At 43.6% G+C, this 21667-nt stretch carries 23 protein-coding genes; 16 read left to right on the top strand and 7 right to left on the bottom strand.

The window, feature by feature from the left end; all coding sequences use genetic code 11:
• Nucleotides 1-32 precede the first annotated feature (32 nt).
• Nucleotides 33-1256, top strand: a complete 1224-nt coding sequence (locus MH117_RS17505; RefSeq protein ID WP_239330621.1) for an MFS transporter — start codon at nt 33-35, stop codon at nt 1254-1256.
• Between the two features lie 114 nt (nt 1257-1370).
• Here the strand turns inward: MH117_RS17505 and MH117_RS17500 are convergent, their stop codons facing one another.
• Complete coding sequence (locus MH117_RS17500) at nt 1371-1775, bottom strand: GNAT family N-acetyltransferase (protein WP_239330618.1); 405 nt, start codon at nt 1773-1775, stop codon at nt 1371-1373.
• A 328-nt stretch (nt 1776-2103) separates the two neighbouring features.
• Between MH117_RS17500 and MH117_RS17495 the strand changes: the two genes are divergently transcribed.
• From MH117_RS17495 to MH117_RS17485, 3 genes are all read left to right on the top strand, one after another.
• Nucleotides 2104-3678 carry a sigma-70 family RNA polymerase sigma factor gene (locus MH117_RS17495; RefSeq protein ID WP_239330615.1) on the top strand — a complete coding sequence of 525 codons (1575 nt, stop codon included), beginning with the start codon at nt 2104-2106 and terminating at the stop codon, nt 3676-3678.
• Nucleotides 3679-3825: 147 nt separating this feature from the next.
• Entirely contained in the window at nt 3826-4569 is a 744-nt protein-coding gene (locus tag MH117_RS17490) for a spermidine synthase (protein ID WP_239330612.1), read from the top strand.
• 304 nt (nt 4570-4873) lie between these two features.
• The gene (locus tag MH117_RS17485) at nt 4874-5737 is read left to right on the top strand and encodes a PA5033 family protein (protein ID WP_239330610.1); all 864 of its coding nucleotides are present in this window, start codon (nt 4874-4876) and stop codon (nt 5735-5737) included.
• A 161-nt stretch (nt 5738-5898) separates the two neighbouring features.
• Here the strand turns inward: MH117_RS17485 and MH117_RS17480 are convergent, their stop codons facing one another.
• Nucleotides 5899-6810: a helix-turn-helix transcriptional regulator gene (locus tag MH117_RS17480; protein WP_239330608.1), complete on the bottom strand. Its 912-nt coding sequence runs from the start codon at nt 6808-6810 to the stop codon at nt 5899-5901.
• Nucleotides 6811-6884: 74 nt separating this feature from the next.
• Here MH117_RS17480 and MH117_RS17475 point away from each other — a divergent pair, with 74 nt between their 5' ends.
• From MH117_RS17475 to MH117_RS26575, 5 genes are all read left to right on the top strand, one after another.
• Nucleotides 6885-7418, top strand: coding sequence for a dihydrofolate reductase family protein (locus MH117_RS17475; RefSeq protein WP_239330606.1), 534 nt, complete (start codon nt 6885-6887; stop codon nt 7416-7418).
• Nucleotides 7419-7583: 165 nt separating this feature from the next.
• The gene (locus tag MH117_RS17470; RefSeq protein ID WP_239330603.1) at nt 7584-8354 is read left to right on the top strand and encodes an aminoglycoside adenylyltransferase domain-containing protein; all 771 of its coding nucleotides are present in this window, start codon (nt 7584-7586) and stop codon (nt 8352-8354) included.
• 221 nt (nt 8355-8575) lie between these two features.
• Nucleotides 8576-9652 (top strand): M42 family metallopeptidase, encoded by a 1077-nt coding sequence (locus tag MH117_RS17465; RefSeq protein WP_239330600.1) that lies wholly within the window; start codon nt 8576-8578, stop codon nt 9650-9652.
• 224 nt (nt 9653-9876) lie between these two features.
• Entirely contained in the window at nt 9877-12129 is a 2253-nt protein-coding gene (locus MH117_RS17460; RefSeq protein ID WP_239330597.1) for a penicillin-binding transpeptidase domain-containing protein, read from the top strand.
• 105 nt (nt 12130-12234) lie between these two features.
• On the top strand, nt 12235-12369 hold the full coding sequence (locus tag MH117_RS26575; protein ID WP_275444695.1) for a hypothetical protein: 135 nt from the start codon (nt 12235-12237) through the stop codon (nt 12367-12369).
• 204 nt (nt 12370-12573) lie between these two features.
• Here the strand turns inward: MH117_RS26575 and MH117_RS17455 are convergent, their stop codons facing one another.
• The gene (locus MH117_RS17455) at nt 12574-13473 is read right to left on the bottom strand and encodes a LysR family transcriptional regulator (RefSeq protein WP_239330594.1); all 900 of its coding nucleotides are present in this window, start codon (nt 13471-13473) and stop codon (nt 12574-12576) included.
• A gap of 205 nt (nt 13474-13678) precedes the next feature.
• On the opposite strand from MH117_RS17455, the gene MH117_RS17450 reads away from it, so the two are divergent.
• From MH117_RS17450 to MH117_RS17420, 7 genes are all read left to right on the top strand, one after another.
• Complete coding sequence (locus tag MH117_RS17450; protein WP_239330591.1) at nt 13679-14068, top strand: tautomerase family protein; 390 nt, start codon at nt 13679-13681, stop codon at nt 14066-14068.
• Between the two features lie 179 nt (nt 14069-14247).
• Nucleotides 14248-14988, top strand: a complete 741-nt coding sequence (locus MH117_RS17445; RefSeq protein WP_239330588.1) for an SDR family NAD(P)-dependent oxidoreductase — start codon at nt 14248-14250, stop codon at nt 14986-14988.
• A 385-nt stretch (nt 14989-15373) separates the two neighbouring features.
• A complete protein-coding gene (locus MH117_RS17440) occupies nt 15374-15871 on the top strand; it encodes a hypothetical protein (RefSeq protein WP_239330585.1) in 498 nt (165 codons plus the stop codon).
• Between the two features lie 232 nt (nt 15872-16103).
• The gene (locus MH117_RS17435) at nt 16104-16355 is read left to right on the top strand and encodes a hypothetical protein (RefSeq protein ID WP_239330582.1); all 252 of its coding nucleotides are present in this window, start codon (nt 16104-16106) and stop codon (nt 16353-16355) included.
• A 198-nt stretch (nt 16356-16553) separates the two neighbouring features.
• Nucleotides 16554-16871: a hypothetical protein gene (locus MH117_RS17430; protein ID WP_239330579.1), complete on the top strand. Its 318-nt coding sequence runs from the start codon at nt 16554-16556 to the stop codon at nt 16869-16871.
• 118 nt (nt 16872-16989) lie between these two features.
• Nucleotides 16990-17640: a hypothetical protein gene (locus tag MH117_RS17425; RefSeq protein WP_239330577.1), complete on the top strand. Its 651-nt coding sequence runs from the start codon at nt 16990-16992 to the stop codon at nt 17638-17640.
• Between the two features lie 486 nt (nt 17641-18126).
• Nucleotides 18127-19095: a ring-cleaving dioxygenase gene (locus MH117_RS17420; protein ID WP_239330574.1), complete on the top strand. Its 969-nt coding sequence runs from the start codon at nt 18127-18129 to the stop codon at nt 19093-19095.
• A gap of 280 nt (nt 19096-19375) precedes the next feature.
• Here MH117_RS17420 and MH117_RS17415 read toward each other — a convergent pair whose 3' ends face one another.
• From MH117_RS17415 to MH117_RS17400, 4 genes are all read right to left on the bottom strand, one after another.
• Nucleotides 19376-19975 carry a DUF4179 domain-containing protein gene (locus tag MH117_RS17415; RefSeq protein WP_481857277.1) on the bottom strand — a complete coding sequence of 200 codons (600 nt, stop codon included), beginning with the start codon at nt 19973-19975 and terminating at the stop codon, nt 19376-19378.
• Nucleotides 19976-20121: 146 nt separating this feature from the next.
• Nucleotides 20122-20712 carry a sigma-70 family RNA polymerase sigma factor gene (locus tag MH117_RS17410; RefSeq protein ID WP_239330568.1) on the bottom strand — a complete coding sequence of 197 codons (591 nt, stop codon included), beginning with the start codon at nt 20710-20712 and terminating at the stop codon, nt 20122-20124.
• A gap of 295 nt (nt 20713-21007) precedes the next feature.
• Nucleotides 21008-21403 carry a hypothetical protein gene (locus tag MH117_RS17405; protein ID WP_239330566.1) on the bottom strand — a complete coding sequence of 132 codons (396 nt, stop codon included), beginning with the start codon at nt 21401-21403 and terminating at the stop codon, nt 21008-21010.
• Nucleotides 21400-21645: an alpha-helical endospore appendage domain-containing protein gene (locus MH117_RS17400; protein WP_239330564.1), complete on the bottom strand. Its 246-nt coding sequence runs from the start codon at nt 21643-21645 to the stop codon at nt 21400-21402. Before MH117_RS17400 ends, MH117_RS17405 begins: the two co-directional genes overlap by 4 nt.
• Nucleotides 21646-21667 lie beyond the last annotated feature (22 nt).

The following is a 21667-nucleotide window of genomic DNA, read 5'->3' as shown; positions in this document are numbered from 1 at the left end:
GTGCAGACCGTATGTGGAAGGAGTGGCCTATAGTGGCAGCACGAAAGATACGAGAATTGGATTCGAACAATAGATTTGCAAATCCATTGTTTTTTATTGCCCTTGGTTTGTTTGGTCTGTATACAATTGAATTTGGCATTGTGGGCGTTATTCCATTTGTTACGGAAAGATACCATGTCAGTACTTCAGAAGCGGGTATGCTTGTTGGCCTGTTTGCATTCGTCATAGCTCTCTTTGGGCCAGCTATGGTGCTTCTTCTTTCTTCGTTTAATCGCAAAAAGATAATGATCCTTTCTTTGCTAATATTTGCAGCAAGCAGTCTATGCTCAGCTTTTGCCACTCATTTTGGGACATTAATGGTGCTTCGGATCGTTCCTGCCATGTTCCATCCCGTGTATTTCTCACTGGCATTTGTAGCAGCGGTATCGCTGTATCCGAAGGGGCAGGCTGCACGAGCCTCGGCCAAAGCTTTTGTTGGTACGAGTATGGGCATGGTGCTAGGTGTGCCAATCACGACATATATGGCCGTGCAGGTTTCGTTTGAAGCCTCCTTTATATTTTGCGCCGTAGTGAACCTTGCTGCTGGCATCGGAATTGCGCTTATGCTTCCACAATCGCCTATGAGCGAGAAAGTATCTTATGGCAAGCAGCTTAGCATTCTCCGCAAAGTACCGCTTTGGTTAAACATAGGTGCAGCTACCTTTATATTTGCTGCGATGTTTTCGGTGTACAGTTATGCTGCTGAATACTTAGAGCAGGTATTTGGGATGAGTGGGGAAGAACTGAGTGTTATGCTGGTTGTATTTGGTGTCGGGGGTGTTGCGGGTAATTTGTTAGCAGGTAAATGGATCGGCTTAAATCGGGTGCGGACGGTAGTTCTCCATCCGATTGCACTGGCGGGGGCATTCCTATTCCTTTATGCAGCTAGTTCTGCTTTGATTCTCGTTATTTTGATCATGCTATTCTGGGGTGCTGCCCATACAAGCTCTCTGATTGTAACACAGATCTGGTTGACCTCAGAGGCACAGGAAGCACCGGAGTTTGCCACAGGATTGTATATTGCTTTTATTAATTTGGGCGTGTCGATCGGTTCAACTGCAGGTGGATGGTTTATTGCTATGGCAGGGGTGAGGGGGGCGATCTGGAGTGGATTCATCTTTATTGGACTGGCGCTCGCCTGTATTGTGATTAAGATTGTATGCTTTGACGCCAAAAAAATAACTGCTGATCGTCTTGTCAAAGACGGCGCAGTCTAATGTTTAATAGTTCAGATCACATCATATCCAAGTTGATATCTCAGTTGAATTTATGTTCATTAGTTGTATTAAAAACGCTTGGAAGATTTCCAAGCGTTTTTGGCTTATATGTTTCTAATTTCCAGCTTGCCTGTTGTAATTCCTTACAATCATACCATTTGTCCTTGTCATTCCTACCTTGTCATAATAAGGGACTACGTCATCGTCACAACATAGATCAATCATATATATGTCATCCAGTTCTTTTAGCATTCGAGTGACTAATTCCGTACCTATGCCTTTATTTTTGTACTCGGGTATAACTTCAAGGAATGGAATGTAAGCAGATAAAACTCCATCGCTTATCGCCGTAATAAATCCAACAACTTGATCTGTATGATCATCAATGGCAATAATGGCGTGGCTGCTGTTCTTTAACAATCTAAGATGGGTTTGCGGACTGGGAGGATTAGGCCAATCCACGAAAAAGCCCTTTAACATATCAGTAGAAATACCATCGAGTGAATTCTCATATCTCATCACATATCAGCTCCTAATAAATATGGGGTCATTAGGCAGTTGATACATATCAAAAGTAAAGTAACAAAGATAGGACCTCCAAATGTATGATACGTAATACTATGAGGTATTCAATTTCATTTCCCAAATTCCTTCTATTTCTGTTTATTATTTTAGGGAGGCTAGTTGATTGGAACAGTTAAGACTAGGTATCTCCTGTTATATCTAGCGTTCGATTATGATGAGAGGTTCAACCATTTGAAATGAAATAACTTGAAATACTCGTGTAACCTTTTGTGCCAAAGGTGGCACTATTATAGAGGACGAACGAAAGGAGGCGACAAAGGACGTGTTGCAGTGGATTGATGAGGCGCGACAAGGAAACAGGGCAGCATTTGAGCATGTCATGTCGCATTATTCCGCCATGGCTTATGCCATTGCTTATGATAAGCTGCGTGATTCGTACTTGGCGGAGGATGCGGTACAAGAAGCGTTTACGGAAGCATACCTTCATTTAGATAAATTACGAGAACCGGCTGCTTTTCCCGGATGGTTTAAGACAATCGTGATCCGTCAATGCCATCGTCAATGCCGAAAAAAGCGGCTCCAAGTACCGATTGATGACAACATTCAAGTGGCGGAGCAGGTGCCGGACGTAGCAGATATCGCAGAACAAAGAGCAATGCTGCAGCAATTGTATGCAGGTGTAGCGCAGTTATCATCTAACATGCGTATTGCCGTTCAGTTATTTTATTTTCATGGTTATTCGTTACAGGAAATATCCGTTTATTTGAATACACCTGCAGCTACGCTCAAGAAGAGATTGTTTGATGCGCGCAGCAAACTAAAAGGAACGCTGCCCATAGCTGATTTTGTGTCCGTATTTCATCATCTTTACGAAGGAGGAACCCGAATGCTTCATATTGTGAATGGAGATCACGTTGCAGAAACGCTGCGCCAAGGCGTCGTACAGGGAGATATTCTAGTCTGGAGGGAGGTGTATCCGGAAGGTCCTGTATTTGTGGATCCCACGACATATCCGAATCGCTCAGTGCGCGCGGGCTATTTAGAACAAGCGCTGGGAATTCCCAGATTGGAATTCATCCGCGGAAGTGAGGCACAGGAGAACCAATTGGCCAACTATCACAAGTATGATGAGATCGTGCTCTGGTTTGAGCATGATTTATTTGACCAGACGATGCTGTGCTACTTGCTGCATTGGTTTGCCAAAAGACCGCTCGGAAATACCAAGCTCAGCTTATTATGTATTGGAGCATATCCCGGTATTCAGCTCTTTAGGGGGTTGGGACAGCTGTCTGCTGATCAAATGAAAACCTTATCTGGTACTTGGCAAGCTATTGGCCAAGCAGAGTTGGAGACAGGCACGAAGGTATGGGAGGCGTATTGTTCATCTGAACCAGATCAGTTATACGCACTGCTTAAAGGGGAGCAGACGGCAGCGCTGCCCTTTGTGCGTGATGCATTTCGACTTCATTTATCACGGCTGCCATCCACCTTTAACGGCCTTGGCATCGTCGAGCAGACGACACTGGAGTTGGTCCGCAGCGGTGTAAGCTCTCCCATGGATCTGTTCCAGCGAATAGGGAACACACTTCATGGGCTTGGATTGGGGGATCTGCAATATTGGCGGCACTTGGCAGGCTTGTCGCAAAGAGCACAACCGCTGCTGTATATCGAAGGGGGAGCTGGTCTTCCAGATTATAGGAACAATCCGCCATCCTTTCAACATTGTCAAGTGAAGTTAACCGAACTGGGTAAGGAAGTGCTGGCGGGGAAAAAGGATCGTGTACGCATAAATGGAATAGATGAATGGTATGGAGGCGTACATTTGCTCGGGTCAGATAGTCGTTGGCGCTGGGATGAGAAGCAGGGTAGGTTGGTAACGAGCTGGACAGGTGACTGAGGTTGGCCGAAGCACATCTATCGCAGCTCCTATTCACCAATTGAATTGGAACAGTAGAAGACGATTGCCGGTTCTAACTATAGATAAGTAGGATGACTGGCGTGTAACATAATGCCTGTTATTATCAGATTAAGGAGATTGTTTAATTTGCATCAATTAACAAAACAACTCAGTTTGTATCAAGAGATTACCGTGTGTGAAGCGAATCAATTATATGGTGAAATGGGTAAATTCAGATTCATGCAATTTTCGGATCATGCCGTTCAAGGCGCAATAGACCTTAAAGATCCCAAACGAATCGTGCTGGAATACCCACGAGCAATTATCCATTTGATGGAGTATAACCATCCGTCATTTGAAAGCTTGTTTATGATCGGACATGGAATCGGGACCATTCCTAGCTATTGGGCTGACAAACAAGTTACGGTTGTGGAATTGGATGAGAAGGTCTTGCAAATCAGTCGGGATTATTTTAATTACAATCAGACCAATGTTGTCATTGGGGATGGTCGCTCCATTCTGGGCAAGCAAGCACCCCATTCGTATGATTACATTGTTTTGGATGCTTTCACCAAAGAGGGAACACCGCATCATCTAACCACCTTGCAATTTTTTAATTTAACCAAAGAGAAGCTCCAGTCCAGTGGTGCGCTCATTATGAATCTGATGGGAAAAGCGAAGAAGGATAAATATATGGAGGCGATGCATACAACTTTGTGTGAAACGTATGCCTTCACGAAAGCATTCTTACTGCCAGGTGGGGGCGAGAATGAGATGCGAAACATTATAGTGATAGGCAGCGATCATAAGATTGACTATCTGCCGCATTCTATGGCGGGATTTGTAGAGATAGAGTTTGATCAAGGACATATCATAAGAGACAAAATATAATATCCCCCCTCCTTCTTCGTAAGTGAGTAAAGGATGTTGAATCACTGTATCCGGGAAGAATCATGGTGTTAATCACGCGACCGTTTCCCTTTATAGAGAGGGGACGGTTGTTTTTCTATGGCATAAATAGCTTTTTTGATTTTTACGAAACGGTGAAATACAAAGGAAATGCAAGGGAAACACGCTATTATATTAAAATGACATATAGACCAATGGTTAATTAATGTCATATAATGGATATAGAAGAGCGCCAATGTATTACACCGTGTGGCCAACCAATACAAGCGAAGGAAAGGTGATGCACATGAAGAAGACTCTTTCTATTCTTGTAAGCGCTGTTATGCTGTTAGGGATGACTCCATGGACTTCCTCTCAAGCCAATGCCGCCTCAGGTACGTACTTAGGCACGTACGATTTACGTGGTGACGGAACGATGCAGATGGTCTATCGGAACGGGGGACAACTTGAGATTGGTGATCATAGGGGAGGGACTCGTACCTACACATTTGGTAATACGGTGTGGGCGGTTGCTAAGGTAGAGGATACGGATGGCTTGCCAGGTAAAGAAATTATCGTAAAAGCCGGAGGGGATGCGGTCATCATTCATGATCGTGACAATCGTACAACGAAGTACCCAGTTGCCGGGAATCGGAGTTGGGCTGTTGTTAATACAGCGGAAACCAATAATCAGCCGGGTGCAGAGGTAGTGTTGAATATTGGCGACGCTGTACGTGTCATTACAGATAGAACCAGCTCAGTTCGGGACTATAAGATGCCTAATGTGACATGGGCATTAGCGAAGATAGCAGATACGAATGGTCAGCCAGGGGACGAATTTGTGTTGAATGCAGGCTCTAAGCTGATCATTATTAGTGATCTTACAGGAGCCACAAAACAATTTGAGACGAACAATGGAACTTGGGCGATTATCGATGCTGTGGATACAAACGGTCAGCCTGGGGCAGAAGTAATTCTGAACCTTGTAGACAGAATTCGAATTGTAGATGATCGAAGTGGTGCAACTCGCGATTACAGAATAGATTCCTTTGCTTGGACGGTTAAAGAGTTCGCGAATCTGGACGGCCAGCCTGGGCAGGAAATTATCATAAACGTAAACAACAAAGTGAAAGTCATAAACGATAGAACAGGATCTATTAGTAATATGTAAGCTATGGTCGAGGTTGATCAGTTTGAGCTTCGAACTGTGCAGCATAATATAATTAATGGAACAAAAAACGCTGATGTGCAATCGGCGTTTTTTGTTTAAAATCCAAAAAAAGTAGATAGGATGGTTTAATGTGGATCTGAAATAATGAGATGGTTTTTTCCTTAATATTTATACTGGCCTAAATTAAGCTCCAACATCTCCACTATCAATGTTTGTAACTGTGGAGGGGTTATGACCTTCACTTCGGGGCCATAGGAGAGCAGTCTCCGTGCCACAAATGGGAACTCATCTGGAGAAACTTGTCCACGCCACTCCTTGTGCTGAACGTGAGTAAATAGAGGATCTGAAACAGCAAGCCTTTCTCCAAAATCAGTAAAACGCAGTACCACTTCGACACTCTCCCTTTCATCATTTGAGATCAACCACTCTTTAAGTGTTGGCAGTCCATTATTAGATTGATCGAATACGTTCAACTGCTTCATTCGATCTACCCGATAAAGCAATATTCGTTCCTGTTTTTTAGCAGGCATATACCAATATCCATTCTCATAATAAATGCCAAGGGGATACACACGAACCAACTTCATCCCGCTGCGCGCTGCATACATAAACTCAATAGCTGTCTTTTCTACTGCAGCACCTAATATTTGGGTTGTTATGGGTTCAGTTTCTTGTTGTACAGAGTGATGCTGAAGGAACGTAATGTGCTGCCTCATACGAATAATCATATCTTGTACGTCACTAGGTAAGCTTACAAAATAATGCTCTGCTAACTGTGCACGGATCGATCCATATGGGAAATCGGGTACCTGTTCCAAGTATTCAAACATCATATACAGACCAAGCGCTTCCTGCTGATTAAGTTGAAGAGGCGGCAATATTCTGTTCGGCAGAACACGGTACCCCCCATTTACCCCTACCTCGGTATAGAGAGGAACTCCGATCTGTTGTAAATAATCCAGATCACGCTGAATGGTACGTATTGAGACTTGGAAACGTTCAGCTAGTTCACGGGCCGTACATTTTTTCCTGGAATCTAATAACCGCATGATCATTAATCTTCGATTATTCATTTACATCACCTAATTACGTCATTATTTGTCGTAGTTTAAATGTATCATAATGTATAGAAGGGAGCGATTAAAATATGAAAAAGAATAAAGTAGTGCTTTACATTGCCATGAGCTTGGATGGATACATTGCAAGACCGGATGGGTCTGTCGATTGGCTTAATGACATCGAGATGGACGGAGGAGACGGCGGCTATGGTGAGTTTTACCGCACAGTTGGAACTATTGTAATGGGGCGACTCACGTACGATGAAGTGCTAAAGCTAGCCGATGATTTTCCCTATGCCGACAAGCCTTGTTATGTCCTGTCCAGAACTACACAGCCCCCTGCTCCGCACGTGACATTTACAGATGAAACGCTAGAAACTTTAATACCAAGGTTAAAAGCCGGATCAGAAGGGGATGTTTGGCTGGTAGGGGGAGGGCAGCTTGTTACTGCTTTTCTGGAAGCAAAACTACTAGACGAGCTCTGCATTACGATCATACCTAAAGTTCTTGGAGACGGCATTCCCTTATTCCCACAAGGAACTGTGCCTAGCACCTTCCGTTTAATGCAGATGCAGAAGATAGGCCAGATGGTTAGTCTAAGCTATTCAGCAAACGGGCAGTAGAACAAACTCAATGCCCTGCTTGATTATTATAGTCATACCAAGCTGCATCTAATTATAGGAGGAGAAGGGATTTTCGTTATCGAAAGTCCCTTTTTGCTTGTCGTGTTGTTTCTTATCTTGTATCCATATAGACTGCTTATTATAATTTTCCATAGGAGGTGGCATATGGACATTCAATATAACTTGGATCGAATAGCAGCTTTATTTCAGGAAGAACTTACGGATAACCTAGTAGGCATCTATTTACACGGTTCATTAGCGATGGGGTGTTACCATCCAGACAGCAGCGATATTGATTTTCTGGTTGTTGTAAAACAGAGTCTATCCGAAGCGTCCAAAAGACGAATCGTCAACATCGCTTTAACGCTGCATGAGGAAATAGGCAGTACACGCGGGATCGAATTTAGTGTAATTTTGGAAGATTATCTCAAGTCATTTGTGTATCCGACTCCTTTTGAATTACATTATTCGGACTCTCACCGCGAGCGATATATAACGGATGAGAGCTATTTGTGCGGAGGATATGAAGACAAGGACTTAGCGGCGCATATTACCGTAACCTATTATCGGGGAATTGCATTATATGGCACGCCTCTATCAGAGCTCTATGAGCCAATTGATCGTTCCTTTTATGTAGAAGCGATCCTATATGATATGGAAGAAGTAAGTCAAGGGATTTTGGATAATCCGGTATACTTTACACTTAATTTGTGCCGTATCGTGATGTATCTGTCAGAGGGAACCATCGCTTCAAAACGAGAGGGAGGCGAATGGGGTGTTAGTGCGCTGCCACATCCGTATCGTTTATTAGTTCAGCAGTGTCTTGAGCACTATAATGAAGGTACGAGTGCCGATGCAAAGTACGATGTAGATGTGCTGCGAGAGTATAGAGATTACATGATGAGTAAGATTCGTGGGTTTCTGCCCGCAGACTAACCTGGCATATAAGCTGACGTTGATTGGGTTGGAGTACTCTCTATAGTATAAGATCATACAATGGCCTTTTCTATACATGAGGGCTAAGCAAGAATGGAAGTTGAAGACGTTTAGAGGCTAATAGGATGTTTTATTATGAATGTTATCGTTCTCTCTTCAAGCAGGTATTTGGTTAACCTGTGCCGAAAGAGGTAATATATCTTGCAAAAGGAGCAATTACGATGGATGAAATGACACTTCGAATGAAAACCCTAACAGAGGTTGACGGGGTTCCTGGACACGAAGGCGCAGTACATAACAAGATGCAGGAATATTTGTCACCACTTAGCGAAGAGCTGCTTAAGGATCGTCTAGGCAGCTTAGTTGGCAAAAAGACGGGACAGGAGCAAGGTCCTAAAGTACTTTTGGCCGGACATTTAGATGAAATAGGTTTTATGGTCACGCAAATTACACCTAAAGGCTTCTTACGTTTTATCCAATTGGGCGGCTGGTGGCCGCATAATGTATTGTCCCAGCGAGTGACTGTGAAGACGCGCAAAGGCGATCTCCTTGGTATTATCGGTTCGAAAGCACCGCATGTACTGGAGCCGGCTGAGCGCGAGAAAGTGATGAAGCTGAAGGACATGTACATCGATATCGGGGCAAAAGATGAGGCAGATGCCAAAGCGATGGGGGTTCGTCCGGGCGATTGGATCGTTCCGGTTAGTGAATTCACGACGATGCGCGATGGCGAGCTGTGGGTCGGCAAAGCGCTGGACAATCGAGCAGGTTGTGCCCTCGCAGTAGAAGTGCTGAAGCGCTTGCAGGATGAAGAGCATCCGAACATCGTTTACGCCGGAGCGACGGTACAAGAGGAAGTTGGCTGCCGAGGAGCAGGACCAGTAGCCAAGCTGGTTGAGCCGGATATTGCGTTTGCGTTAGATGTAGGCATTGCGTATGACACGCCGGGCAGCGAATCACAGCATATGACGTGTAATGTTGGAGATGGGCCGCTTGTGCTGTTGTTTGACGCGACGATGATTCCTCACACAGGATTGCGCGATCTTGTGATGGACACGGCAGAAGAGATTGGCATCAACGTGCAGGTAGATGCGCTTGCTGGCGGGGGAACGGATGCGGACAAGTTCCATACGAATGGAATTGGCTGTCCGTCACTTGTAGTAGGCTTTGCAACCCGATATATTCACAGCCACAATTCGATTATGTCAAAAGCGGACTTTGATCAAGCAGCTACTTTGTTAACTACTGTGATTAAGAAGTTAAATTGGGACAAAGTGAACGAGCTGATTGGGCGTTAGCAGCAGAGGGCATATCCAAAGCATTTAATAGTAGAAAATATACAGAGGTTGGGCAGTTCATTATGAACTGCCTTTTTAGTATGGAAAAATAATGAAATATTTAAGACGTAAATTGTGTCTATAAAAGAAAGGATAACCATTATCGGCAGGTGATTGGCGCAGTTCACTCGAATAGGTGAATATATATTTACAAATTTACCAAAATAATTGGGTTGGAGTGGGTTATGGAACGTAGAATTAAAGCGAGATCCCTATTGTTAATGGGATTATGTATTTTGGGATTTATTATTCTAATTTCAAGAATATTATGGTACCAAGTTATTAACGATGAGTTCTGGATGGATAAAGCGAGACAGACATGGTCAACAGAGACAGCATTAAAGGCTAAGAGAGGAACTATTTTGGATCGTAATGGCGTCATCCTGGCTGTCGATATACCGGCTTACACGGTAGTTGTTAATCCGAAGCTTATTCAACAGCTCAAGGCGGATGCAACGATACGGGAACAGGGAATTGATATCGAGCGAGAGATTGTGTCTGGCTTGTCTGAACTGTTACACAAATCTGAATCCGAATTGTATAAGCTCGTGTCAGCCCAAAATAAAAAAGGCAGCTATTATGAACAGCGGGAAGTCAGAATTGAAGGTTATAAGATCGACCAAGCTCTGGGTGATCGTGTTAAGGCGCTAGCCTCCGAACTGGGGAAGAAGACGGGGAAGAGGGAGGTTGGCATCTATTTAATTGATGAAGTGAAGCGCTTCTATCCTAAGGGGCGCTTGGCTTCCCATGTCCTTGGTTACATCAATATGGAAGGTAAAGCGGTTAGCGGAGTAGAGGAGTTCTATGACAGTGAACTGCATGGAACAGACGGTTGGCTGCAGTATGATAAGGACAGAACAGGCGTGAAGCTGCCCTCGTCCACTGAAGTGTATCGCCCGAAATTAGACGGCAAGGATATTTATTTGACGATCGATGCTCGTATTCAAACGATAATTATGGAGTCGATGCGAGCGGCTTACCAAAAGTATAGACCACAGAGTATGACGACCATTGCGATGGACCCCCATACAGGGGATGTACTGGGGATGGCGAATATGCCTGATTACGATCCGAATCGTTATTGGGAAACATCAGACATGGGCGCTTTTTATAATCATGCCATTAAGTCCAATTATGAGCCGGGCTCTACGTTTAAAATTATTACACTTGCTGCGGCTGTGCAGGAAGGTATATTTCAGCCAGAGGATCGGTTCCTCTCCGGCAAAATTACGGCAGGTGGGGAAACGATTAAGGACATTAATCCAGAGGGTTGGGGAACGATTACGTATTTGGAAGGGCTAAAGCGGTCCAGCAACGTCGCATTTGTCAAACTAGGTGGTGACAAGTTATCTACCTATATTCATCAATTTGGATATGGTCAAGGGACCGGGAACCAGCTCCCAGGCGAGCTGGTTAAGCCGATTGTATACCAATACCCAGCTGATTATGCAGCCGCTTCTTACGGCCACGGCAAAGTGTGGATTACCCCAATCCAGCAGGCAGCGGGCATCTCCGCGGTTGCCAATGGTGGCAGGCTGATGAAGACTAATCTGCTGCATCAGATGACTGATCCATCGAACAAAGGGGTGAACCATGTCCCGCCAGTGGTTGTACGAGACGTGACCTCCCAGAAGACCGCCGCACAGGTAGGCCATTACTTGGAGCAGGTGGTGTCTGATCAGAAGCTGGGGACAGGCAAGCATGCATACATCGAAGGGTACCGGATCGCTGGAAAGACGGGGACGACGATTAAAGCAAGCGAAGGTAGATATGAAGGAGATAAGGACATGTTTTCCTTTATTGGATATGCGCCTGTCGATGAGCCCAAGCTGCTGCTCTATACAATCATTGATAATCCCCAACATACTGAGGGAGAAGGCAGTAGGATTACTTCGCTCATGTTTAGGGAGATGATGTTGAAGTCATTGCAGTATTTGCGGATAGCACCGGAGTTGTCTCAACAACCTCACGAGCTTCAAACAGCGGTACCATCTCTAGCAGATAAAAAACAGCAGACAGCATCTATACATATACAGATACCAGTGAAGCCTAGTCGCAGTTCGAATTGGATTGTGCCAAGTCTTACAAGTAAGGGCGTAGAACCAGCGATCAAGGAGCTAAACAAGCTAGGTGCGAACACGCAAGTGCTGGGGGTAGGATCAAGTATTGTATCCCAGCATCCGCAGTCGGGTGAAAGTTATAAGGGAGATACCATCTATTTATTAACGGAACAAGCAGCAGATATCAGACTCCCGACGATGAAGGGCAAGTCGCTCCGCGATGTGCTGCAAGTTTGCTCGGTGTTGGATTATCAATGCAAGATGGAAGGCGAAGGGTATGTGGTAAGTCAGACGGAGCAATCGAAGGACAGCGGACGTAATGCGTCATTTGTACTGGAGCCAAGAGGTATTCAATCCAAGATGCCACTATCGCGTTAAAGCTTTTATGTTATGGTTCAATTTGAAGAATAGATGGAATGAAGAAGAGAAAAAGCTCACCAGATTAGATCAGCGTAGAAAGAAAAACAGAAAGCGGGTGCAGCAGTGCGACGGGCACAGCAAGCTGCGGCGCGTGAGAAAGAGGAGCAAAGGCGCAAAAACGAAGCCAAGAAAACGAATAAAAATCGTAAGAAGGTACCGACGTCAAATACATATGATTATGATGATGCGGATGATTAATAAATAATAAACGTCATAAAATAACGTAGTATTTATATAATGTTTCAAATAAAAAGGGTCGCCATAGAGGCGGCCCTTTTTGGTATGGAGTATGCATACTGTCATTCTATACTGCTATTCTATGCAACCATGCTTCACATCGAGATGATCAATTATTACAGATGGTTGGATATAGACAATTAATTTGATGATCGTGGGTTGGGGTTAAGACGAGTTGGAATGACGATTATCAAACGCTTGCTTCAAATGATAACGAAGCTTGGCACATGCAAGCTTCAGCGGATAGTCTGCTGTCTTGCATAGGATACCAAAGGGAACTGTGATCGGGTAGTCGTTCATCTTTCGTGTGACAGATCGTGAGCCGTCTGCCTTTGCCATGCTCTCAGGCACCAAAGCAATACCAAGTCCACTCTCCACGTAAGATTTAAGGGCGGACATGCTGCTAATATCCAGTGTGTCTACCTGATGGCCGCACATCTCACGCAGCGCAAGCTCGATTCGCTGACGATAGGAGCATGTTTTGGAGGTTAGCAGGATGCGATGGTTCCGTATATCACCAAAAGAGATGGACGTTTGCGCAGCCAAAGGATGATCCTCGGGTATGAGGTATACCAGATTCTCTGTAAATATCGGCTCGAAGTATAAATCACTGCCGATAGCTGGAGCCGAACAGATGGCCATATCCAGCTCCCCTTTTAAGATACGTTCGGCTAAGACAGGTGAGTTGGCAATATCCACGGATAACTTAATCCTCGGATAGGTCTCCAGAAAAGAGTATAGGATATCAGGCAGTTGATAACTTGCAATCGGCTCCACCGCTCCTAACCGAATGCTGCCAGCCTCACCTAACAGCATGTCTGACATGTTGGCTTGCAGATGCTCCACATCCCGTACAATATGTGCGCTTTGCTCATGAAATAAGCGGCCCGCCTCCGTTAATTGAAAGATCCTGCCGCGTTCGATCAACTGGACACCCAACTCGGCTTCGAGCTTTTGCATTTGCATCGTCACAGTGGACTGGGCGTAGTTCAGTTCCTCGGCCGCACGATTAAAGCCACCTAAGGAGACAATTTTATGAAATGTGTTTAATGATTTGAGATCCATCTTTGACCTCCTTAGTTCAAATAAATTGAATTTGTAGTTCATTTAATTCAATTATACAAAATTGATGTGCGGTTATACAATAACATCATCAACAGAAGCACAACGATCAGGGGAGCGTACAGGAGCACAACAAATAGAGCAGTGTAAAGAAACAGCACAACTCGTGCTGGAGTAATGCTGCATCGTATAGTAGGAGGGGAATCAAATGCCGTTTGTCCGTATTGATCTCATCAAAGGTAAAGAAGCGGAAGAGTTACTTATAATCAGTCAGGCCGTTCACCTTGCATTAACCGAAACGATTGATGTACCTATGGACGATTATTTTCAAGTGATCACGCAGCATGAAGCACATGAATTCAACTATGACCCTCAGTACATGAATATCTGCCGAACGAATGAACTGCTGTATATACAGATTACGTTAAAAGAGGGACGTTCTCTGGCGAAGAAAAAGGCTTTGTATGCACGGATGGCGGAGCTGTTACAGGAGCGAACAGGAATAAGGCCAGCGGATGTGATGATTATTTTGCTGGAGAATACGGTAGAGAATTGGTCGTTCGGCAATGGAATTGCGCAGTTAGCTCCTGAAAAATAACGGCTGAGGAGAAGTGGAAACCTCGCAACACAACTGAATCGGAAAGGTATGTTATCGGTGTTTGTACGCTATTGTATTCTATCCGTGCATGATAATCAGACTGATTTGAATTTGGAGACAAAGCTAGATTGGATCATAAAAATAGATAAATATGTGACCGGGAGATTGGAGCGATAAAAATGGAGTTAAGAGATAAAGTTGCCCTGATAACGGGTGGAGGTACCGGAATAGGACGAGCAACAAGTTTGACGCTGGCTGAGCGGGGGGCAATTGTCATTGTCAATTATTCACGCTCGGAAGCAGCTGCGTTGGATACGGTTCGTTTAATCGAGCGCAATGGCGGACAAGCATATGCATTTCAAGCAGATGTGTCCAAGGATGAAGAAGTACGAGCGATGGTCCGGAAGGTTGTTGAGTGCTGCGGCACGGTAGATCTGCTTGTGAACAATGCGAGTATTACACGTCACATCCCGATGGATGACCTGGAGGCGGCTACTGATGACATCTGGGATGAGCTTTATGATGTAAATGTGAAGGGGATGTTCCACTGCGCGCGAGCCGTTGCTCCCTTAATGAAGGCCAGTGGACAGGGGGCTATTGTAAACATTGGCAGTATAGCGGGGCTGACTGGCTCGGGCTCGTCGCTGCCTTATGCGGTATCCAAAGCAGCAGTGCATGGGCTGACCAAGTCATTGGCTCGGGCGCTAGCTCCGGACATTAGAGTGTGCAGTATTGCGCCTGGGGCAGTAGCCACCCGCTGGTGGGAAGGAAGGGAAGCACAGATGCAGCGGCTCATTCCACAACTGCTGCTGCGGCGTATCTCAACTCCGGAGGATGTCGCCAAGCTGGTCTGCGCAACCTTAGAACAGGAAGCGCTGACAGGTCAGGTGATAACGATAGACAGTGGACAAACGTTGTGATTAGCGGTGTTTAGGCACGTTAAGATAATGAGGGGACTTGAAGCTGGCAAGGATCAAGGAGGGTTCCTTTTCCATTTTTTTATCTTTGATATTTACCTGTATGAGGCGAAGTCATCTTGTTTTCGCTTTGTAGGTCAAACAATTCAGGCCAGATCAATAACATCCAACTATGGAGATATGTATTTTCAGATCATAGTTCACAATAACCGGAACGAACCTGTCAGAAATCATGACTATTGCCGATGTGGGGATGAGCACAATTATGCTACGAGAACGGGGATAATATACGATAAAATAATGGATGTGAGCTAATTTTCTCATAGGCTAGGATGTCGGTGAACTTCTCGTTATTAAGCACGTATTATTTAGTAAAAGGGGATCTTAAATGTTAAAAGTGAATGGAATTGAAAATGAGGGTTTCAAAGAGACTATAGAATTTGATGATTATGTTCCTTTTAATATTGAATGGAATTATTCTACTATTAAGGGTACGAAAATTTATTGGAGAACAGGAGATTTAAAGAAGTCTCTACTTGAAATTGGGATAGACTCTCTGTCTGGTCGTATCAGTAGCATGACACTTGTCACTTCAAATACCATATCTATTTGCGAAGGTAATTTGTTAAATAATTATGATGAAAGAGGTGTACCGAGCTTTGAATTAACAGGGAAAGACACTTGCGATTATATACAGGATTTTTCAATTAAAATCATGAATAATGGGATATCTATCTTAATGTTTGAAGATGATACAGATATTATATTAAAAAGCGAAAGAATATCATTTCACATAGGAATAGACAAAAAGTTATTGAGAATTGATTTGCTTGATTTGACAAAGAATGAAATAAACTATTTCAAAACGTCTTTAGCGCCAGCATGACTGCGTTTATCATAAAAAGAGAAGCATTAAATGGTGCAGAAAGTTGATTTAGTAAACCGATAGACAAAGCGGCGTATTTTCGTATTTACGAGAACAATATGGAGGAGGTTGGACAATAGCAGGTAATTCTTATAAAAGTAACAGTGTTTAATTACATGTGATATACATGCTCCAAATGGTTTATTTGCTCACCCTTTAGTTGAATCAATTAAAAAATCTGTAGGAGGTAGACATGGCTATAATTAGAATTTGGGGTAAGGATCTTGTCTGTAACTGCTGTGGATATACGGACTGGGACCACTCCATAATTAGAATTACAATTTGTGACCTTAGCAAGGGCGAAGAAGAGTCAGAACAGTCAAGATATCTATTTAACTGCACAAGATGTGGCATGGAGGTGATGTTCGGCAAGATTTATGATTGGGAAAATAGCCGTCTAAATATAGTAATTATTGAAGAAGAAACTAAAGATATATCTACTTGAACCACGTGTGAGTTTCCTTCTCAATCCTATCGACTTTAAACAGTAATGTTTACCTTATTGTAATAAACAGATTGTTGGTATCTCATGTCTGGCATACAAGCGAAGTTAATAGCTGAATGAATATAGGCACTTAAAACTGAAGTGTACCTAGCTTCCCCATTCAGTTATATCAAACTTGAAAAGAAAGAGAGATAATTAGTGCTAACAGCTATTGATTTTACACCCGGTAAGATAACGTACAATGAATTTCATTTTGACCCACAACTTCCCTTAGCAGAACAGATATGGTCATTAAAGCATGATATTTTGCAAGTGGCCTTTGAAGATGAACGATTTATTTTGGATGTAGGTTGGCTTCCTGAGTTTGACACGGAGCGAGGCAGCTTTATCGTGGTAGTCGTAGAAAACTATGATTGGGATTATCCTCTATATCAAAATAGAACAATGGAGCTGCTCATGCTTAGAACATACATAGAAGATGCTATTAATTTCGTAAAAAGACGTATTTCATTATAAATAAAATCCTTGTAAAACAACCCAAACGCAGGTTTGTTCATATGTTGCTTTCCTGTTAACCCTGGAGCGATGAAACGGACCTCATGTCATCTCATTGATTAAGATTGGAGGTCAAAATTTGCGATACCAAGAGACATTGCTGCTCCTTCATGAATTATTCTACAGGCAGGCAATTGCTAGTGACGTCGTTCAAATTGTTAACGCTGCACTATTCCATCTGTCTCATGAGGAGAAATCTCGATTATATAGTGATTTGACTGAAGCAGCTCTAAATGGGTTGTATCCTTTGCTTGATGAACTGCTCTTGCCTACGGAAGCCAAGGAGCATTTGACGTACAGGTACTTTTTAGTTCTATCTAAGGTAGCAGCACAACATCGAATGGACCGTAGATTGCTTCAGCAAATTAGTCGTGAGTATGATCGGACATCTTATGTTGCACTAGAAAGCTTGCTAATATCCTTGCTAAAAGAAAACCGAATACACGAAGGTGACCTCGACATACTTGAGCATATCCATACCAAGGCAATGATAAAAGAGACATTTGCAAGTAGAGTGAGAGCGAAGATCGCCAACGGCAAGTATTTATCCACGGATGATGTGAAGAAGCTGTTGGAATACAAGAAGTATGCCATGTTACAAGAGGCATTGTTGCAAAATGCAGTTGAGTACGAAACGCTGTACTTATTTGTCCCGCCAAACACTGGGGATCAGAACTATAAACACAAAAACAGACTGTATCTATGTGCTTCACAGCTATTGAGGAAATAGGCTTTAACCTAAAATCAATAACTCATGATTTATTCTGACGTGTGCTGGGTCGAGAAGAATTCATCATATGACGCAATACAATCATGAGTTTTTTATTGGATTACACATTTCGTTCCACGCGTGCTTTTCCCACAGCTTCTTCACAGCCCTACGCCTACAATATCAAGTAAATTGAAGAAATATAATTCTGTACTGTACCCGCCGACTAGTGCATCTTCTGCGCAACCACCTTATTAAGCAGTACTTTACGCAGATCTTCTGTTCTGCATTGCAATATATCCAGTTCTCACCCAAGCAACTCATAAGGGTTGTAACCAGTCTTATCTACTAGATCACTTAAGAATGGGCAGTTTGAAATGAGTTGACATTTATCTCGAAAACATATATCTTTAAATCAAGATAATTATTAAAAACTGCTAAGTATTCCTTTATTCATTATTCAAATCATAAGTTTAGGCCAACATATAATCAGGAGGATGATCCATCATGGAATTAAAGGGACTTCATCACGTATCGGCATTAACGGCAAATGCAGCAGCAAACTTTGAATTTTACACGCAAGTCATGGGTATGCGCCTGGTTAAAAAGACTGTCAATCAGGACGATACGTCCGTCTATCATCTATTCTATGGTGATGATCAGGCAAATCCGGGTACGGAACTCACGTTTTTTGAGATTCCGAACGCTGGGAGAAACCGGGACGGGGTAGATAGCATCTCAGGGACTTCACTTCGTGTTGCCAGTGACCAAGCTTTGGCATACTGGAAGCAGCGTCTGGAGCAGTTTGAAGTTGAGCATGAAGAGATTAAGCAGCGGTTTGGTCGAGCGACGCTTGCGCTTCGAGATCGAGAAGGTATGCGTCTCATTCTCGTCTCTGACGAGAAGAATACGGGGGTAGCTGGCGGAATACCTTGGGCAGGCAGTTCCATCCCGCAAGAGTATGGTATTGTTGGATTAGGTCCGGTGCAGCTTACGGTGCGGGAACCAGAAGCGACCGCCTATGTGCTTACCGAGATTATGGGGTTCCGGCTCAAGGGAACTTATCCTGCACTTGTAGAAGGCCAGCCAGACACTCAGGTGTATGAGACTGGGGAGGGTGGCACGGGAGCAGAGGTTCATATCGAGCCGCGAACAGACCTCTCTGAAGAGCGTCTTGGACGAGGCGGCGTTCACCACGTTGCTTTTCGGGTGGAGAATGAGGCGGAACTGCGTAAATGGGTAGACCGTATTCAAGAAATGCGCTTGCCAAGCTCAGGCTTTGTAGATCGTTATTACTTCGGTGCGTTATATTTCCGCGAGCCAAATGGTATTTTGTTTGAGCTGTCGACGGATGGCCCGGGATTTGATGTTGACGAGGATATGCTGCATCTGGGAGAGAAGCTGGCACTGCCACCGTTTCTGGAGGAGAAACGAGAACAGATCGAAGCGAAGTTAAAACCATTGGTTACGAGATAAATAAAACGGCACGAAAAAAGTGAAGAGCAAACAGTCATAGTGAAAGGTTAGCTTAAGTTAACAATGAAACAAGAGGGTATCCCTTCGTCGGATATCCTCCTGTTTCTGTTCATACTTACATGTATACAATTACCTTGCTCTTCAGCCTTATTTTTGTACATACAAAGCGCATTATCGCACGCAAGCATACATACAAGAGGTGCATTCACGAGAGTCACACAGCTCGCCTTAATATGACGTCTACGTGAACTATGCTGCACGATTGAAGCGATAGCGCCAATTACTTTGCAACTTCCGTCGCTTGCTTTGCTTTCCCTTGATCGATGGCAATCGTTCCTTTCCAACTGCCTTTCGTTTTGCCGATCCGATTCACATCTACTTTCATGCTGATCGATTGGGGCAGACTATGGCCGTTGGTAACAAAGGCGAGTACCCCTTCAGGCTTATCCTGATCCGCTATACCCGTGTTGATCTCAGCCCCGTTCGCATCTATCAAATAGAAAGGCAGATTGTCATGGTCGCTGCCTAGGAAATTCAACACGCTAAACCCTTCATACTGAGCCTCTTGATAAGTTGGATTTTCTACCTGCTGGCCATCCTTTTTGCCATCTGACAGTACGTTTAATCCCGTTGTATCAAACTCATATGGAATCAAGCTGCCGTCCTTCTGCTCAATACGGTAATGGATAAGTATTTTGGTGTCTTCCACGTACATTTCTTTAAAATGGATTGTAAGACCTTGATCGGTGACCTTCTCGTTGATCGGTATGGACAATCCTTTGGATAAGGCTTCTTTAACACCATGATTCACCAATCCATTAAGGTTAGCGTTCTCCTTCGCAAAGTACGAACCGCTGAATGCGTAAGCCCCTGTCGGGATAATAACCTCTGCTAAGCAAAGTGCTATAATTTTTTTTCATTTATTTACTCTCCTTTTGTTGATGATGCTGAATAAAGGACTGCCTTATACGCTCGTCAAGCTCCTGAGGTATATGAATCTGCTCCATTGATCCGGAAAGACTTTGCTTAATTTTCTTTGAGATAGACATGGCTGGACATTCCCTCCTGTTCTAGCTGATGGTTATACCGTTTGCGTATTTGTTTTAACGCCAGATGGGTTCTTGATTTTGCTGTGCCGACTAGGATCTCAAGCAGCTCTGCAATCTGCTCGTACGTATATTCGTAGTCATAGCGATAAATAATGACTATGCGCTGCTTAAATGGCAGTGATAAAAGGATGTTCCTGATCTCCAACTGTATCTCGTGGGCAAGCAACGGTTCATCTGGCATTTCTATAGGCAAACGTTCGCTTAACCGGTTGTTCCTTTCAAACAGGCGGAATCTTCTCCAGATTTGTCTTCGCCAATTGTGTACTTGCTTAATAACGATGCCGTTAAGCCAGAACAGAAAGGGCCGCGAGCGATCATAGCTCGGCAGAGCCTTCCACAGTTGGCAGTATATCTCGCTGACGATATCATTAACGTCTTCCTTATTTGATACTAGAGCTGCCACAGTACCATAAACCTTATGCTTGGTCTGGCTATAAATAAAGTCAAAAGCGGATAGATCACCGTCTATTAAGCGATCCAGCCATATATGGAGTTGCTGATCAGTCATTTGAGGGCCCCCTGAATTTGTATACACGATGTATTGGCTCGCTAGATTCAAATGGTTCATTTTTTTAATCATTTATTTTAAAGGATGACTCCATAAAGGTAAAAACGTGGCTCATCATCTTATGTTGTATTAGCCATAATCATTTTCCAACAACCAGCACAAAAAGCACCTGCGAGACTGGTTGACCTGTAAAGATCGATCCGTCAAAGCGGTGCTTATGCCTAATATATAAAATCTATAGTGTGATAGGAATTAGCTAAATTTTACATGCAGTCACAACAGTAAGCCTAATCCATTAATTAACCCGCTGTACGACTAAACCTCCTGTTTGACCAAGCTGTGGTGTAGAAAACAAGGTGTCAGGCTCGGAAGAAATAAGAAGACTCAATTGATCTCCTGAAGTCAACGACAAGAAGTTGGAGAATACAAAAGTATTCAGTTCGAACGTAGAAAATTCAAGCGACTGTATAGTGTTGCCCTGTGGTACATTATTAATAGCAAGCACAAGAGTAATAGTTGTGGTGTTTAAAGACCTTCCACTCATAGTAATATCTACCCGGTAGGTTCCGGACTCTAAAATGGTAATAGCATTGGCATTTGCGTAGCTGATATTGTCGGATACAGCGGATGGCAAATCAAGTGGTACAACGATAGGCGTTGACGTAAGATTTAGTGAGCCTGTCTCGGTCATATAGAAGCTGCCAAATGCACTGGAAACAGTTCCAGTTGGCCCACCAGCAGATCACTTATCGTTGTAGGGACAGTTAAACCCGGTAAAGTACCTATAGCATATTGGATCTTTTCTGCCTCTGCATTTATGATGTGTCCTAGTCCAAGTTCTTCGATTGCAATAGATGACAAAATCAAATTTAAAGCGTCATCTCTCGTAATGGTAATACTGGGGGTAATATTGGGCAGATTTGCTTGTGACATAATTCAAACTCTCCTATCATAA

It is taken from the genome of Paenibacillus sp. ACRRX (assembly GCF_022346885.1).
In the GTDB taxonomy this organism is placed as follows: Bacteria; Bacillota; Bacilli; order Paenibacillales; family Paenibacillaceae; genus Paenibacillus_B.
The sequence above is the reverse complement of the archived record's forward strand: the minus strand, read 5'-3'. Positions and strand labels throughout refer to the sequence as shown.

Coding starts and splice junctions, on each gene's coding strand:
- MH117_RS17455 (WP_239330594.1), bottom strand. CDS start 13,473: ATGGATCTCAAATCATTAAACACATTTCATAAAATTGTCTCCTTAGGT.
- MH117_RS17420 (WP_239330574.1), top strand. CDS start 18,127: ATGGAATTAAAGGGACTTCATCACGTATCGGCATTAACGGCAAATGCA.
- MH117_RS17500 (WP_239330618.1), bottom strand. CDS start 1,775: ATGAGATATGAGAATTCACTCGATGGTATTTCTACTGATATGTTAAAG.
- MH117_RS17460 (WP_239330597.1), top strand. CDS start 9,877: ATGGAACGTAGAATTAAAGCGAGATCCCTATTGTTAATGGGATTATGT.
- MH117_RS17465 (WP_239330600.1), top strand. CDS start 8,576: ATGGATGAAATGACACTTCGAATGAAAACCCTAACAGAGGTTGACGGG.
- MH117_RS17410 (WP_239330568.1), bottom strand. CDS start 20,712: ATGACTGATCAGCAACTCCATATATGGCTGGATCGCTTAATAGACGGT.
- MH117_RS17445 (WP_239330588.1), top strand. CDS start 14,248: ATGGAGTTAAGAGATAAAGTTGCCCTGATAACGGGTGGAGGTACCGGA.
- MH117_RS17450 (WP_239330591.1), top strand. CDS start 13,679: ATGCCGTTTGTCCGTATTGATCTCATCAAAGGTAAAGAAGCGGAAGAG.
- MH117_RS17435 (WP_239330582.1), top strand. CDS start 16,104: ATGGCTATAATTAGAATTTGGGGTAAGGATCTTGTCTGTAACTGCTGT.
- MH117_RS17475 (WP_239330606.1), top strand. CDS start 6,885: ATGAAAAAGAATAAAGTAGTGCTTTACATTGCCATGAGCTTGGATGGA.
- MH117_RS17470 (WP_239330603.1), top strand. CDS start 7,584: ATGGACATTCAATATAACTTGGATCGAATAGCAGCTTTATTTCAGGAA.
- MH117_RS17400 (WP_239330564.1), bottom strand. CDS start 21,645: ATGTCACAAGCAAATCTGCCCAATATTACCCCCAGTATTACCATTACG.
- MH117_RS17405 (WP_239330566.1), bottom strand. CDS start 21,403: ATGACCGAGACAGGCTCACTAAATCTTACGTCAACGCCTATCGTTGTA.
- MH117_RS17480 (WP_239330608.1), bottom strand. CDS start 6,810: ATGAATAATCGAAGATTAATGATCATGCGGTTATTAGATTCCAGGAAA.
- MH117_RS17440 (WP_239330585.1), top strand. CDS start 15,374: ATGTTAAAAGTGAATGGAATTGAAAATGAGGGTTTCAAAGAGACTATA.
- MH117_RS17485 (WP_239330610.1), top strand. CDS start 4,874: ATGAAGAAGACTCTTTCTATTCTTGTAAGCGCTGTTATGCTGTTAGGG.